The 15,265-nt window shown below is 70.9% G+C and carries 9 protein-coding genes; 7 read left to right on the plus strand and 2 right to left on the minus strand.

Going from position 1 to position 15,265, the window contains the following annotated elements; translation table 11 throughout:
* Positions 1-8: 8 nt before the first annotated feature.
* From ABZS66_RS14030 to ABZS66_RS14060, 7 genes are read left to right on the plus strand one after another with little or no spacing between them, the layout of a single operon-like run.
* Positions 9-1,058: a suppressor of fused domain protein gene (locus tag ABZS66_RS14030; protein WP_354757511.1), complete on the plus strand. Its 1,050-nt coding sequence runs from the start codon at positions 9-11 to the stop codon at positions 1,056-1,058.
* A 19-nt stretch (positions 1,059-1,077) separates the two neighbouring features.
* Complete coding sequence (locus ABZS66_RS14035) at positions 1,078-2,241, plus strand: aminoglycoside phosphotransferase family protein (RefSeq protein ID WP_354757512.1); 1,164 nt, start codon at positions 1,078-1,080, stop codon at positions 2,239-2,241.
* A 42-nt stretch (positions 2,242-2,283) separates the two neighbouring features.
* Positions 2,284-2,766 carry a hypothetical protein gene (locus ABZS66_RS14040; protein WP_354757575.1) on the plus strand — a complete coding sequence of 161 codons (483 nt, stop codon included), beginning with the start codon at positions 2,284-2,286 and terminating at the stop codon, positions 2,764-2,766.
* Positions 2,766-4,103: a hypothetical protein gene (locus tag ABZS66_RS14045; RefSeq protein WP_354757513.1), complete on the plus strand. Its 1,338-nt coding sequence runs from the start codon at positions 2,766-2,768 to the stop codon at positions 4,101-4,103. Before ABZS66_RS14040 ends, ABZS66_RS14045 begins: the two co-directional genes overlap by 1 nt.
* 41 nt (positions 4,104-4,144) lie before the next feature.
* A complete protein-coding gene (locus tag ABZS66_RS14050) occupies positions 4,145-5,404 on the plus strand; it encodes a VWA domain-containing protein (protein WP_354757576.1) in 1,260 nt (419 codons plus the stop codon).
* A 12-nt stretch (positions 5,405-5,416) separates the two neighbouring features.
* Positions 5,417-6,529: an AAA family ATPase gene (locus ABZS66_RS14055; protein ID WP_354757514.1), complete on the plus strand. Its 1,113-nt coding sequence runs from the start codon at positions 5,417-5,419 to the stop codon at positions 6,527-6,529.
* Complete coding sequence (locus ABZS66_RS14060) at positions 6,526-9,303, plus strand: DUF5682 family protein (protein WP_354757515.1); 2,778 nt, start codon at positions 6,526-6,528, stop codon at positions 9,301-9,303. The genes ABZS66_RS14055 and ABZS66_RS14060 overlap by 4 nt, the downstream gene beginning before the upstream one ends.
* A gap of 128 nt (positions 9,304-9,431) precedes the next feature.
* Here the strand turns inward: ABZS66_RS14060 and ABZS66_RS14065 are convergent, their stop codons facing one another.
* The gene (locus ABZS66_RS14065) at positions 9,432-11,753 is read right to left on the minus strand and encodes an AbfB domain-containing protein (RefSeq protein ID WP_354757516.1); all 2,322 of its coding nucleotides are present in this window, start codon (positions 11,751-11,753) and stop codon (positions 9,432-9,434) included.
* 139 nt (positions 11,754-11,892) lie between these two features.
* Positions 11,893-14,739, minus strand: a complete 2,847-nt coding sequence (locus ABZS66_RS14070) for a PQQ-dependent sugar dehydrogenase (protein ID WP_354757517.1) — start codon at positions 14,737-14,739, stop codon at positions 11,893-11,895.
* Positions 14,740-15,265: the final 526 nt, after the last annotated feature.

Here is a 15,265-nt window from a genome sequence, read left to right on the forward strand (position 1 = left end):
ATCACCGGGTGACCTCCGACGCACCCGGCTGGGACGCCATCGACGCCGCTCTGGAGCGGCTCTATCCCGGTGTCGAGCCGAAGCACTTCGCCACCCTGATCAAGTGGCGGCTCGGCGGGCCCGACCCGCTCGACGGCATCAGCTACTACCCCCGGCTGGATCCGGTGCCGCACTGGCACATCGTCAGCTACGGCATGACCGAGCTCTACGAGAAGGAGTCGGAGAACGCCGAGGAGTCCGGGTGGGGCTTCGAGTTCACGTTCCGGCTGCGCCGCGATCTTGACGACCCCGCGGACCAGGACCCGCCGATCTGGGCCGCCAACTTCCTGCAGAACCTCGCGCGGTACGTCTTCGAGACCGGCAACTGGTTCGAGGTCAACCACCACATGGACCTCAACGGGCCCATCGCGCTCGACCAGGAGACGCTCATCCGGGCGATCGCGTTCACCGAGGATCCGGAGCTCGGCACGATCGAGACCCCGCACGGCATCGTGCAGTTCCTGCAGATCGTCGGCCTGACCCCCGACGAGTACGCGGCGACCCAGGCCTGGAGCGTCCGGGACCTGCTCGACCTGCTCGCCGAGCGGCTGCCGCTGCTGGTCACCGACCTCGACCGCGGCTCGGCCATCGACGACCCGGTCATCGCCGAGGCGGTCGAGGAGGGCCGCCGCCGCGACGGCTCGGCCACCGGCACCCTGGCCGTCGCCGAGTTCTCCTGGCGCCCCGACGGCGACCTGATCCGGCTGGTCGTCGGCGCGCACATCGCCGAGCGGGTGGCCCAGACCCTGCTCGGCCGCCTGCCGTTCGGCCGGGCGCTGACCGTCAACGGCCCCGACTCCACGGCGGTGTTCACGTCCGGCAGCTACTTCGTCGGCGCCGAGGAGGAGTCGAGCACGCTGGAGGTCGTGCTCACCGTGGAGGCGCTCGACGGGCTGGCCGCGGTGCTGATCCCCGAGGCCGGGGTGCGGGCGGTGCCGGCCGCCGAGTCGCTGGTCGTCGAGATCACCCGGTCCGGCCTGCGCGACAGCGACGGTAATGTCGTGGAGACGATCGGCTGACGCACTATCGTGTGCGGATGTGCGGACGGTGACGCTGGTGCTCGTCGACGGTTCGGGATCGGTGCTCGGCTCGTTACCCGCCTTCGACGTCGATCTTCCGTGGTGGGCCGAGGTGGCCGACGTCGTCGACGGCGCCCGTGAGCGGTTCGGTGCCGACGTCACCGTGCTGCGGCTGCTGCACGCCGACCGGCCGCAGCAGCCCGGCGGTGCGGTCACCTACCTGGCTTCGGTGCGCGGCCCGGTGTCCGGGCTGGCCCCGGCCGACGTGGACCTGCACCCGCATCCGCGGCGTGCGCCGTACGCGGAGGTCGGCGGGCCGGAGGCGAGCCTGCGGTGGGCCGCCGCCGAGCTGCGCGACCTGGGCCTCGGCGCGCCGGTGCGCACCGTTCAGCGCAAGACCTGGAACCTCTCCGCGTTGTGGCAGCTCGACGGGGTTTCCCGGCGGTACTGGCTGAAGCATCTTCCGCCCTTCCTCAAGGCCGAGAGTGAGGTGCTGGCCTGGCTCGGGGTGGTCGCCCCGGGGGCCGCACCCCGCCTGCTCGCCGCCGACGGCACGGGGCGCCAGCTGCTCGGCGACCTTCCCGGCGAGGACCGGTTCGGCGCCCCGGCGGCCGAGCGCTTTGCGATGGCCGATCTGCTGCACGGGGTGCAGCGCTGGGCCCTCGACGAGCCGCCGCTCGGTGTTCGCGACCGGCGGGGGGTGCTCCTGTACCGCCAGATCATGGTCGCGGCGGAGCCGTGGCTCGCCGAGATCTTCGGCCTCGGCGACCTGCTGAGCGGGCTCCCTTCGCGGTTGGCGGCGGTGGCCGACTGCGGCGTGCCGGACACGCTCGTGCACGGCGACTTCCATCCGGGCAATGTGCGGGCGGCTCCGGGTGTACCGCCGGCGGTGCTGGACTGGGGCGACGCGTTCCTCGGCCACCCCGCATTCGACATCCTCCGCCTGGTCGAGGGCCTGCCCGACGCCGATGCCTCGGCGTTGATCGAGCACTGGGCCGGGCTGTGGCGGCGGGTGGCGCCCGGCAGCGACCCGATCCGGGCGGCCTCGCTGCTGCGGCCGGTCGCCCCGCTGCTGGGGGCCGCGGTCTACGCCAACTTCGTCCACAACATCGAGCCTAGTGAATGGCCATACCATTCGCTCGACGTCCCCGACTGCCTCCGGACGGCCGTCAACCTGGGCTGATCTGGTTTGTCGTACCGGTGCTGTACAACTACCCGCGTGGATCTGGACTTGGATTTCGCGCAGCGGTCGGCGGCGCCGGTGATCGCGCCGGTGCGACCCCGGAAGCTGGCCAAGGTCCCGTTCGTCGAGCTCGCCGACGGCCGCCTTCAGGGCGTCGTGTCGAGCGGCTCGGACATCGAGCGGGTCTATGTCTCCTCGATCGGTGCCGGCTCGCACGGGCTGAGCTGCAGCACCAACAACAACCGGCCGTGCGGTGGGTTACGCGGCTCCTATCCGTGCAAGCACCTCCAGGCGCTGCTCGACGAGGCCGTGCTGCAGTACGGGGCCGATCGCGTCGCCCGCTACCTGCGCATCGAGGTCGAGGAGGGCAAGAGCCTGCTCCAGGGCCTGCACTCCCACCACGAGCCGTCCCCCGCCGCCACCGTCTTCAGCAGCTTCCTGCGCCACCTGGCCTATCTGGAGCTGCCCGTCACCACCGACCCCATCCCGGAGCTGCACTGGTTCCCGGGGACAGGAGCTCGCTGATGCTCGCCCTGCTCGACAACACCGAGGACGAGGGCCTTCCCGAGGCGCTCGACCTGCTCGCCGCGGTGGACGAGGGACTCGTCGCCGGGTTCGCCCGTGTCGACGAGGACCGCGCCGCCGCCCTGACCGCCCTGGCCGGCGCCTTCGCCGGCAGCCCGCTGGCCGACCGGGTCGCCGAGGCCGTGGAGAAGATCGCGGCCGGCTCGATCGCCGACGAGCACCTGTTCGCCCTGGCCGCCGCCCGCGTCGCGATCCTGGGCGCAGCCCACGACGCGCTGCTCGCCCGGGCCGACGCTGCCCTGAGCCGCACCCGTGCGGCCTGGTCGGGCGAGCCCGGCCCCGCCGCCGCGGCGGTCAACCTGCTCGCCGGCAGCCGCTCCTGGCTGCGCGAGCTGGCGATCACCGGCTGGCGCGGCGTCGACCACGACCTCGTCTCGGCCGCCGGCCAGGTGATCGAGGCGACGCTCGCCGACCCGGAGCTGCGCCGCCTGGCCGTGCTGCTCGACGGGCTCGCCGCCGAGCTGCGGGCGTCCAGCCCCATCGCCACCCTGGAGCGGGTGCCGGTGCGCCGCTGGGCCGACCTGTGGAGCCGCGCGCTGCTGCTGGCCCAGGACGGCGGGCGCGCCCAGCGGGCCGCCGGCGCCGAGCCGGTGACGGGCCGCCTGCTGGTGCTCGGCGCCGACGTCCACGAGCACGGCACGGCCGTGCAGGTCCAGGTCCACGGCGTGCTGGAGGCCGGCGGCGCCGAGCCGCGGCTGGTGCGCGCGAGCGTCGCTGCCGCGAAGGTCGACACGATCGTCGGCCCGGCCGTCTGGGGGCTGTTCCAGGGCCAGCCGATGCTCATGACCGCGCTCGCCGAGCGCCGCAGCCTCGACCTCACCGACATGCCCCTGCTCGCGAGCGGCGACCTGGTCTGGCACGACGACCGGGCCAAGCCGGGCGCACCGGCCGAGCCGTTCGCGACCGCCCGGGTGCTGCTCACCGGCGCGCTGGCCCCGGCCGTCCCGCCGCTCGACCGGCACCCGGCCCGCATCGCCGAGCCGGTGTTCGTCGAGGGCCAGAGCCCGATCCCGGTCGACACCACGCGGCTGCCCGCCTGCGGGCCGCTCACCCCCGAGGCCGTGACCGCCGCGTCCGCCGTCATCGGCCTGCTGCGCTGGGACGCCGGGCGGTGGACGGTCCAGCCGATCTCGGTCGAGACGACGGTGAAGAAGAAGACCGCCGCCGTCCATACCACCGACTGGGCGCTCGGCCCGACCGACAGCAAGGCCGCGAAGGCGGCCGGCGAGGCGGTGCAGGTGCTGCGCGAGCGCGCGGGAAGGCTGCTGCGCAAGTGAACGCCGCCGACGAGAACCGCCGCCAGGTGCTCTACTGGCGGATGCTGGGCCGGCTGTTCGAGGCCGACGAGCAGCTGTCGCTGGAGTCCGCCAGCGTCGCGATCGTCAACGACATCGGCCTGCCACCCGCCCTGCTCGACCCGGGCGTCTCGGTCGACAACCTGGTGCAGCGCCACCCCGAGCTGGCCGACGAGTTCGACGGCCTGATGAAGCCCGAGGGGGAGGGCGCGGGCGACTCCGGGGACGAGGTCCGCCGGGCCGCGCTGGTGTCGAAGCTGCTCGTCAACGTCTTCGCCACCGGCACCGGCAACGTGAGCGCCACCCAGCTGGCGACCTGGCAGTCCGACGCCGGCTGGTTCGAGCGGGCCCTCGGCATGGACCCGGGCGAGCTGCGCGGCCGGCCCAACGCGGGCGGCCTCGGCTCGGTCCTGGCCGGCCTCGAAGGCGACCTGGTCAAGCGGATGCACCTGCGGGAGGTGCTCGCCAACCCGGCGCTGGCCAAGCAGCTCACCCCGAGCATGTCGCTCATCGAGCAGCTGCTGCGCGACAAGGACAACCTCTCCGGCGTCGCGCTGGCCAACGCCAAGGCGCTCATCCGGCGGTTCGTCGACGAGGTCGCCGAGGTGCTGCGCACGCAGGTCCAGCAGACCAGCGTGGGGGAGATCGACCGCTCGGTGCCGCCGAAGCGCGTGTTCCGCAACCTCGACATCGAGCGCACCATCTGGAAGAACCTCACCAACTGGAGCCCCGAGGACGAGCGGCTCTACGTCGACCGGCTCTTCTACAAGCAGACCGCCAAGCGCACCACGCCGGCCCGGCTGATCGTCGTGGTCGACCAGTCCGGCTCGATGGTCAACGCGATGGTCAACTGCACGATCCTCGCCTCGATCTTCGCGGGGCTGCCCAAGGTCGACGTCCACCTGATCGCCTACGACACGCGGGCGCTCGACCTGACGCCGTGGGTGCACGACCCGTTCGAGGTGCTGCTGCGCACCCGGCTCGGCGGCGGCACCGACGGCACGGTCGCCATGGCGCTCGCCCAGCCCAAGGTCGCCGACCCGCGCAACACCGTCGTGGTCTGGATCTCCGACTTCTACGAGTGGCACCAGCAGCCGCTGTTCGACTCGATGCAGGCCATGCACCGGTCCGGGGTCAAGTTCATCCCGGTCGGCTCGGTCAGCAGCGGCGGCCAGCAGAGCGTCAACCCGTGGTTCCGCCAGCGCTTCAAGGACATGGGCGCGCCGGTGCTGTCCGGGCACATCAAAAAGCTTGTCACCGAACTCAAGAGCTTCCTCGCTTAGGAGAAACCCCTCATGACCGACATGCTCCGCGCCCCCGCCGAGGTGAAGTACGCCGAGGAGCTCGACTGGCTGGAGTCGATCGACGACTCGCCCAAGCCGTTCACGTGGCGGCTGAGCCCCAAGATGGTGCGCCTGTTCGTCCTCGGCTCCGAGCGGGCCGACGGGCTCGACCGCGAGATCTCCCAGAAGTGGTTCGGCGACCGCAGCTTCGTCGAGCGCAGCATCGTCACCCTGGCGTCCGACCGCGGCCTGCTGCTCATCGGCGACCCCGGCACCGGCAAGAGCTGGCTGGCCGAGCTGCTCGCCGCGGCGATCTCGCGCAACTCGACGCTCGTCGTGCAGGGCACCGCGGGCACGACCGAGGACCACATCAAGTATTCGTGGAACGTCTCGATGGTCATCGCCAAGGGCCAGTCCCGGTCCTCGATGATCCCCTCGCCGATCATGACCGCGATGGAGCGGGGCGTCATCGGCCGCTTCGAGGAGCTGACCCGGTCGACCAGCGACGTGCAGGACGCGCTGATCTCGATCCTCTCCGAGAAGTACATCTCGATCCCGGAGCTCGACCAGGACAACATCGTCTTCGCCCAGCCCGGCTTCTCGATCATCGCCACCGCCAACAGCCGCGACCGCGGGGTCAACGACCTCTCCTCGGCGCTCAAGCGGCGGTTCAACTTCGTGCGCATCCCGGTGGTGACCAACAAGAAGAGCGAGGCGGAGATCGTCCGCTTCCGCACCAGCGAGCTGCTGCGTCGCCACCAGATCGAGCTCGACGTCCCGCCGAACCTGCTCGACATCCTGCTGCAGAGCTTCGCCGACCTGCGCGCCGCGGCCGCGTCGGCGACCAGCGACGACGAGAAGCTGGAGTCGGCGCTGTCCACGGCCGAGCAGATCGGCGTGCTGGAGGACGCGATCCTGCACAGCACGTTCTTCGGTGACCGCACACTGCGGGCCGAGACCCTCGCGGGCTCGCTGGTCGGCTCGCTCGCCCGGCGCAGCCCGGAGGACCTGGCGATCCTGAACAAGTACTGGCACGGCGTCGTCGAGCCGCGCAGCAAGGAGGACGGCGGAGACTGGCCCCAGTTCCTGGAGGGCGGCCGCCAGGCGATCGCCACCCTGTCATGACCGAGCCGTTCAACGCACTGCGGACCCAGCTGGTGGAGGCGGCCACCGCCTTCGCCGCTGGGCCCAGCGCCGTGCCGGAGATCCTGGCCGGCATCGTCGACGACGTCGACCGGGCGCTGCGCGAGGAGCTGGAGATCTTCCCGGTCTGCCACCACTCGCCGGCGTCCGGCCTGGCCATGGTCCGCCGCCTGCGGGAGAAGCAGCCCAAGGTCATCTACCTGGAGCTGTGCGAGGACCTCCAGCCCCTGCTCACCGAGCTGCGCAACTGCAAGCTACCGGTGGCGCTCCAGGCGTTCGCGTCGGAGCTCGACGGGTTCCCGAAGGATTGGGGCCCGCTGAGCATCGTCGCGCCGATCACCGAGGCCTCCGCCGAGTATCAGGCGATCGCCTACGCGCTCGACACGCCCGGCGTGGAGCTGGTGCTGGTCGACCGCTCGACCGACCACGTCTTCCAGTGGGAGCCGCAGGAGAAGCCGGCCGCGGCCGGCTCCGAGGACGCCGAGGTCGACCTGCACGGCGACGCCGTCGGCATCGAGATCGGCGACCTGCGGCCGCGCTTCGCCGAGCTGGAGGAGCACCTGCTCCACCACGGCAAGGTGCGGCACTGGTCGGAGTGGTGGGACCAGTATGTCGAGCAGCCGCTCGCCGGCGCCGACTACGCCACCTACCGGCAGGTCATGGTCCTCATCGGCAGCCTGTTCCGGCGGCTCTCCCCGCCCGCCGCGCGGCGGGTGCGGGTCGACGAGGACCGCGAGCGGTACATGTGGACCCGCATGCGCCAGCACCTGGCCGCGTCCGGCGTCGACCGGGCCGACTGCCTCTACGTCTGCGGCGCGTTCCACGCGGCCAGCCGGGTCGCCGAGTTCGGCACCGCCGACGGCGTGACCGACTTCGACATCTCGGCGCGCTCAGCGACGAAGTGGCTCTACGGCCTGATCCCGTCGAGCCACTCCGCGATCGAGGCGCAGTTCGGTCTCGCCTCGGGCTCGGTGTCGATCGCCGCCGCCACGTGGGCGAAGGCGGTCACCCGCTCGCGGCTCACGCCGTTCCAGCTCACCGGCCAGCAGGGCACCCGCAAGCGGGCGGCCAAGGCGCTGCCGGCCGTCGCGTCCGCCGATGCCGCCGAGCCGGTCGCCGACCGGCTGTCGGGGTTCCTGGCCAGCCCGCCCACGCTCGACGGGCTGGACGAGGAGGAGCTGCTCGGCTGGTGCGTCGACATCGTGCGGCTGGCCCGCCGCAACGGCTACCTGGCCAGCACCGCCGACGCCATCGCGATCTTCGAGACGTCGATCCTGCTGGCGGGCATGCGCAACCGGGCCCGCCCGACGCCGTACGACTTCCAGGACGCGGCCGTCACCTGCATCGAGAAGGACTCCGTCCCCGGCCGCCGCGACGTGCGGCGCCTCTGCGAGATCCTGCTCGGCGGCGACCGCATCGGCCAGGTCGGCTACGACGCGCTGCCGCCCTTGGCCCGCGACGTCTACGACCGGCTCGCCCCGATCGGCCTCGACCTGCAGCGCAACACCGTGCAGCGGGCACTGCTCGACCTCAACGCCCGGCCCGAGCTGGTCCCGTGCTCGCAGCTGCTGTGGATGCTGCGCTACCTGCTGCCCGACGGCGCGGTCCGCCCGATCATGGGCACCCGCCGGCTCGGCGAGCGCTCCATCCAGGAGAGCTGGGACCTGGCCATCGGCAAGCACCAGCGGGTGGTCATCGAGCTCGGCTACGAGGGCGTGACCGTCGAGCAGGTCGTCGAGCAGCGGCTGCGCCGCTCGGTCTGGGCCCAGGACGCGACCGCGGCCGTGGCCCTGCGGGCCGTCGAGGACTCGATCCTGTTCCTCGGCAGCCGCCGCTTCACCGACGAGCTGGGCGCCCGCGCGGTCGAGCTGCTGGCCGCCGAGCGCACGGTCGACGACGCCCCGGAGGTCCTGCGCCGCATCCGCCGCCTCCTGGCCCACTACCGGGCGACCGAGCCCACCCTGCCGGCCTGGTGCGAGTCGTTCGTGAAGGCCGGTTACGCCCACTACTGCACGCTGCTCCCGACGGCGTTCGTCGACGACGAGACGGGCGTCCGCCAGGTCGCGGCGATGCTGGGCTTCCTGTTCACGATGGAGGGCCTGGCCCTGTCCCTGGGCTGCGATCGGGCCCAGCTGGAGCTCGCCGTCCGCCAGTCCCACCCCGAATCCCCGGCGAAGGTCGCCCTGCTCTGGTCGGCCCACCACCAGCTGGGCCTGCTCCCGCTGCCGGAGCTCCGCGCCCGCTGCGCGGCCCTGCTGGCCAACCCGCTGGTGGTGCCGTCGTTCCCGCAGTACCTGAGCGGCTTTGTCCAGGCCCTGGAGCCCGCCCCCAAGCTGGCCCCGTTCGTGGTGGAGCTGATCTCGAACGCCTTCGCCAAGCTCCCCGACCCGGTCCTGCTCCCGTGGCTCCCGACGCTGATCACCACCCTGCGCGACCAGGCCGGCGAACTGGTCCCGGTCCTGATCCGCGAGGCCGGCCGCACGTTCCCGGCCACCCTCCCGGCGGTCGACGCCTTCGTTCCCCCGTGGATGTCGGCCAAGCCCACCGCACCGAAGGGGCCGGCCGTCGCGACGTCCGGCCCGGTTCCGGCCTTCCTGTCGGCGCACCCGGCCACGACGGACGCCCTGGCAACGCTGCTCGGCCTGGACCCGACCTGGCAGCCACTGACCACCGCACCGCCGTCCCCCGCGCCGCTGGCCCTACTGTCCGCCCACCCGGCGACCGCCGAGGCCCTGGCCGAGTTGCTCACCGCCTGACGCCCTGCCCCGCCCGGCCGTGGACCCCAGATCCCCGGCCGGGCGAGGCGACCCATCGGTGTCGATGATCGTGGGAAACATCTGGCTGCCCTGGCAACCGGATGTTTCCCACGATCATGAAAGCGGACCTACGGGGCCCAGGCGGCGTCCACGGACCAGGTTGTGTCGGCCAGGAACGAGGACGGGTTGTCGTACGTGCTCGCGCCGCCCGGCGTTGCGAGCCATAGTTCGGCGTTGTAGTGGCGTAGGTACTGGCCCGGGAAGTTCCAGGCCGTCAGGCGGACGCCGCCCGTGGCCGACTGAGCGCACCATGTGGCGTCCGCGCGGAACAGGGCCGAGTTGTCGTTCGTGTCCATCCTGACCCGGAACGCCTGGTGGCGCAGGTAGCGGCCGGGGTAGTTGCGGGACTCGAAGGAGTAGCAGGACGAGTCGGCCAGGCCGGGGACGATGCGCCACGTCGCGTCCTGCTTCAGCAGCGTCGTGCTGCTCGCGGTCACCACCTCCGTGTAGCCCAGGCTGTTCTGGTGGCGGATGTACCGCGTCGTGCAGCAGGCCGTCGTCGCGCGGAACGAGCGGTACACATTGGAAGGCAGGGAGACGAACGAGCCCGGGTTTGCCGATGCGGCGATCAGGGCCTGGTTGCTCGCCCGCAGGCGGGCGGCGTCCACCTTCACGACCTGGCGGTCGTAGGTGAGCAGGCCGTTGACCTCGTTCTCCACGTCGGTGATCTCGGTGTAGACGGAGGCGGACAGGCCCGACGGGAGGCCGCCGGTGCGCAGTTGCTCGTAGAGGCCGTTCAGTCGGTCGTTGAGGCGGGTCGCGTTGCCCTGGTCCTCGTAGCTGAAGCCGTTGCCGGGGGACCACTCGTGGCCGGAGACACGCAGTCCGAGGCCGCCGAACTCGCCCAGCACCGCGGCGCGGGTCGAGGACGGGCGGGTGGCGCCGGGGCCGACGTAGACGTGGAAGTCGACCACGTCGCCGTTGCCGCCGTCGACCGAGCCGCAGCAGTTCACGCCGCTCATGTTGTTCACCAGGCGGGACGGGTCGTAGGCCTTGACCTCGTTGGCGATCCGCGCCTGGTCGTACTGGCCCCAGCCCTCGTTCTGGTTGACCCACATGACGACCGACGGGGAGCTGCGGTGCTGGTCGATGATCCGGTCGTACTCCAGCTCCCACTGCGTGCGGGCCGCCGACGACGGTACGACGCCGGTCGGCATCGCCGGCATGTCCTGCCACACGAGCAGGCCCAGCTGGTCGGCGGCGTAGAACCAGCGCTGCGGCTCCACCTTGATGTGCTTGCGCACCATGTTGAAGCCCAGGTCCTTGTGTGCCTGGAGGTCGTACCGCAGCGCCGCATCCGTCGGCGCCGTGTAGATCCCGTCCGGCCAGTATCCCTGGTCGAGCGTGCCGGTCTGGAACACGAACTGGCCGTTGAGCAGGATGCGCCGCTGGCCGTTGACGACGCCGGTGGAGATCGAGCGCATGCCCGCGTAGCTGCCGACCGAATCGACCACCGTGGAGCCGCTGCGCAGCTCGACGCGGACGGTGTACAGGAAGGGATCGCCGGGCGACCACAGGTGCGCGTTCGGCACCGAGACGGAGAAGGCGGCGCCGGTCGAGCCGCTCGCGGTGCCGACCACCGTCGTCCCGGAAAGCACAGAGGCAAACGCGGTGTGGCCACTCAGGCCGGCGCCGAAGACGGTCACCGACAGCGTGTTGTTCGACAGGTTCGGCACCAGGTCGACCCGCGTGATGCGGGCCGCCGGCGTCGGCTCCAGCCACACGGTCTGCCAGATGCCCGAGGAGCCGGTGTAGAAGATCCCGCCGCCGGGGTGCGGCAGCACATCGTTGCGGCGCTGCTTGCCGACGGCCTGGCTGCCCGCGTCGGTGGGATCCCAGACGCCGACCACGATCGTGTTGGTGCCGCCGTTCAGCAGGGAGGTGATGTCGTACGAGAAGGCGTCGTAGCCGCCGCTGTGGACCGCACCGGCCTGCGTGCCGTTGACCCAGACGGTCGTCTGCCAGTCGACGGCGCCGAAGTTCAGCTGCACCTGGCGGCCGCTCCAGCCCGCGGGGACGGTGAACGTGCGGCGGTACCACAGCTTGTCGCCCTCGGTGACCCGGCGCTGGATGCCGGAGAGCGCCGACTCGACCGGGAAGGGCACCCGGATCTGCTCGGCGAACGTCGCCGGCGGGGTGCTCTGCCCGCTGCCGGTGACCGCGAAGTCCCAGATGCCGTTGAGGTTCTGCCAGTCCGGCCGGGTGAGCTGCGGCCGCGGGTACTCGGGCAGCGGGTTGGTGGTGGAGACCGAGTTGGTCCAGGGGGTGGTCATCGGCGGGGTCTTGGGGGTCCAGGCGCTCGCCGGCCCGCCCGACACCGCGAGCAGTCCGGTGGTCGCGAGCAGCGGGACCAGCGCGAGCGCGACCCGTCTGCCGAGGGAGAGCTTCATCGAGGGGCTCCTTGAGGTATGCGTCGACCCCGGTGGCGGCCGAGGCCGGTCCGTGGGGACGGCGCGGCGACCGTCCCCACGGACCAACACATACACTCACGATCCAACGGAGAGTGTCAAGCGTTAAGCATCAATATGCTCACGCTCCGACGAGATCGAACTTCTCCCACGGTCCGATCGCCGCCCGGTTCGCGATCAGCGAGCCGGCGCCGTTGTTCTCCGCGACCACGTACAGCCCGTTGACCTGCGCCTGCAGGCTCTCGCTGCCATCGGAGTTGCGGATCAGGATGAACGTCTCCCACGCCCCGGCCGTCGCCCGGTTGGCGAGAAGGGGGTTCGCGCCCGCGTTCTCGGCGCAGACGAACATGTTGTTCGCCTTCGAACGCAGCGCCACCTTGCCCCCGCCGAGGTCGACGAGGTCGAACTGCTGCGCCAGGCCGACCGTCGACGAGTTGGCGATGAGCGCCGTCGTCGCGTTCGGTGCGGAGACGTACAGGTTGTTCGTCAGCGACTTCAGGTTGACCACCGGTGTGCCGGGGTTCGAACCGCCGGTCGTGAACGTGAACGCGTCAACATCGAACAGGTTCCCCGCACCGCCCTTGAACACGAGGTACAGCGTGGTGGCGGTCGACGGCGCTCCGGAGATGTTCGCCGACACGTTGGTGTACGTCTCCCAGCTGCCCGTGTTGGGCACGGTCGCCGTGCCGAGCAGGGTGCCCGTCGCCGAGCCGGCCCGCACCTCGATCGTGCCGCCGGCCCCGGCGGACGCGACCCGCGCGGTGAACTGGGTGGCGTTGTTCAGCAGGTACGGCGTGTACGAGATCCAGTCGCCGTTCTCGATGAACCCGGCGGTGGCCCCGCCCTCGGCCGCGGTGTGGTTGGCGATCTGGATGCCCGACTGGGCCCCGAAGTGCTCGCCCTGGCGGTGCTTGGGCTGCAGGGTGGTGATGCTGTGCGTGGTCAGGCCGCCGTTGTCGGTGTAGGCGGCATCGAACAGGCCGTAGATGTTGGCCGCGGCGTCGTGCTCACCGTCGACCGGGATCGTGATGGTGCCGGAGCAGCCGGTCTTGCCGGTGATCTGGTGCGAGTGGCTGTCGTGCCCGAGGAAGTACGTCACGCTCACCCGCGAGCAGTTGATCGTGCCGTCCTCCGGGTCGGTGACCGTCACCTGGAACGGGATCGTGTCACCGAAGTTGAACAGCTGGCCGCTGGCCGGGAGGGTCAGCCGGACCGTCGGCGCCGTGTTCCCGACCGTGATCACCGTGCTGGCCGAGCCGGTCAGCCCCTGCGGGTCCCGCACGGTCAGCGTCGGGGTCTTGGTGCCGTTCGTGGTGTACGTGAACGACGGATTGGCAGCCGTCGAGTCCGTAGTACCGTTGCCGTCGAAATCCCAGGCGTAGGTCAGGGCCCCGCCCTCGGGGTCGGTGCTGCCCGCGGACGAGAACGCCACGGTCAGCGGGTTCGGCCCCGACGTGACCGACGGCGTGATCTTGGCGGTCGGCGCGCGGTTGCCGCCGCCGACGTACTCGACCCGGTAGAGCGCCTGGTTGTTGCTGCCGGTGCCGTAGTCGAGCACGTAGAGCGCGCCGTCCGGGCCGAAGGTCATGTCCATGACCTGCGTGCCGGCCCAGGGGAAGGTCGAGATCTCGCCCGGCGAGCCGTCGGCGTTGATCTTCACCGGCTTGATCCACCGGCGGCCGTACTCACCGGCGAAGAAGTTGCCGTCCAGGGACTGCGGGAACTTCACCGCCGAGTTGAGGCCCGCGTTGTAGCGGTACACCGGACCGCCCATCGGCGACTCCGAGCCGGTGCCGAACTCGGGCGGGGTGCCGGCATCGCCGGCGTAGCGGATCCACGCCGACTTGGCGGCCGGCAGGGTGGTCAGGCCCGTGTTCCGGAAGGAGTTGTTCGTCGGGCCGCCGGTGCAGTTGTACTTCGCGGCGCCGGTGTTGGCGGCGAAGTCCCACTCGTTGTAGGTCTCCGTGGTCGTGTTCGTGCCGGTGCAGTACGGCCACCCGTAGTTGCCCGGGCCGGTGATCCGGTTGAACTCGACCTGCCCGGACGGGCCGCGGGTGCTGCTGGTGGTGCCCGCGTCGGGACCGTAGTCGCCGAGGTAGACCACGCCGGTGGGCTTGTCGACGCTCATCCGGAACGGGTTGCGGAAGCCCATCGCGTAGATCTCCGGACGGGTCTTCGCGGTGCCGGGAGCGAACAGGTTGCCGGACGGGATGGCGTACGTGCCGTCCGTGTTCGGCTTGATCCGCAGCAGCTTGCCCCGCAGGTCGTTGGTGTTCCCCGAGCTCCGCTGGGCGTCGTACTGCGGGTTGCGGTTGGTCCGCTCGTCGATCGGCGAGTAGCCGGCCGACTCGAACGGGTTGGTGTCGTCGCCCGTCGTCAGGTACAGGTTGCCCTGCGCGTCGAAGTCGATGTCGCCGCCGACGTGGCAGCACTGACCACGGTCGTTGTCGACGGTGAGCACCACCTTCTCGCTGGCCAGGTCGAGCGTGTTGTCGGCCTTGAGCGTGAAGCGGGACAGGTTCAGGTGTCCCTTCCAGGTGTTCCAGTTCGCGTCGGTACCGGTGGCCGGCGAATCGCCCGCGGGCGTGGACAGCGTCGGCGAGTAGTACAGCCAGACCCAGCGGTTGGTGGCGAAGCCCGGGTCGGCCGCGACGCCCTGGAGGCCCTCCTCGTCGTGCGTGTACACGGAGAGCTTGCCGGCCACCTTTGTGTTGCCGGCGGCGTCGGTGAAGCGGAGTGTGCCGTCGCGGGCGGTGTGCAGCACCGACCGGTCGGGCAGCACGGCCAGCGACATCGGCTCACCGAGCTCGGCGCTGCCGAGGGCGAGCTGGACGTGCTGGTAGTCGGTGGCCGGGAGGGGGATCGCCGTGGCGGCCGGCGCGTTCGCGAACGCGGCCACGACGGTGCTGCCGGCGGCGACGGTGGCTGCGGTGAACAGCCGTCGCCATCGGCGCGGGGATGGTGCCATTGCGGGTGTCCTTCCTGAGCTGTGGGGGTCAGCCAGGCAAAGACGCGCGCCGATCGCGCTTTTCCTGAGCGCTCGGGCGGTGGGGCGCCGACCCTGCCGCCGCGCTTGTTTCATATCCGGCGAGATGGATGGCGGCCACCTCGTTAGTTATTGGAGCTAACTAACCATCGCAGCGCAATGCCGAGTTTTGCGGGATGCCGGTTTTGCAGCTTTTGCGCTTAAAACGAACATCGTCGATGGTGGAATAAGAACCTCCGAGGTTTGTCGTTATGGAACCGTGACCTGGGCCAAGATCGCTTACGTGTGGTGACCGTCACACCGCCGTCTTGTCCGAATTCGGGAGCTTTGATGGCCCGACCTTTTGTTTCCCCGACCCACCCGTTGGTTACGGTCCGTGAAATTTTCGCCGTAACGCGGTTACCGGCCAGTAACGACCGGCCTTGAACCCGCTCGGGGGAGGGGGCAACATCGTCCGCACGCCCCGCCCCGCCCTCCTGCAAGAAACCGCCCGGCAGCGAAACAGGAG

It is taken from the genome of Dactylosporangium sp. NPDC005572, assembly GCF_040605515.1.
Taxonomy (GTDB): Bacteria; Actinomycetota; Actinomycetes; order Mycobacteriales; family Micromonosporaceae; genus Dactylosporangium.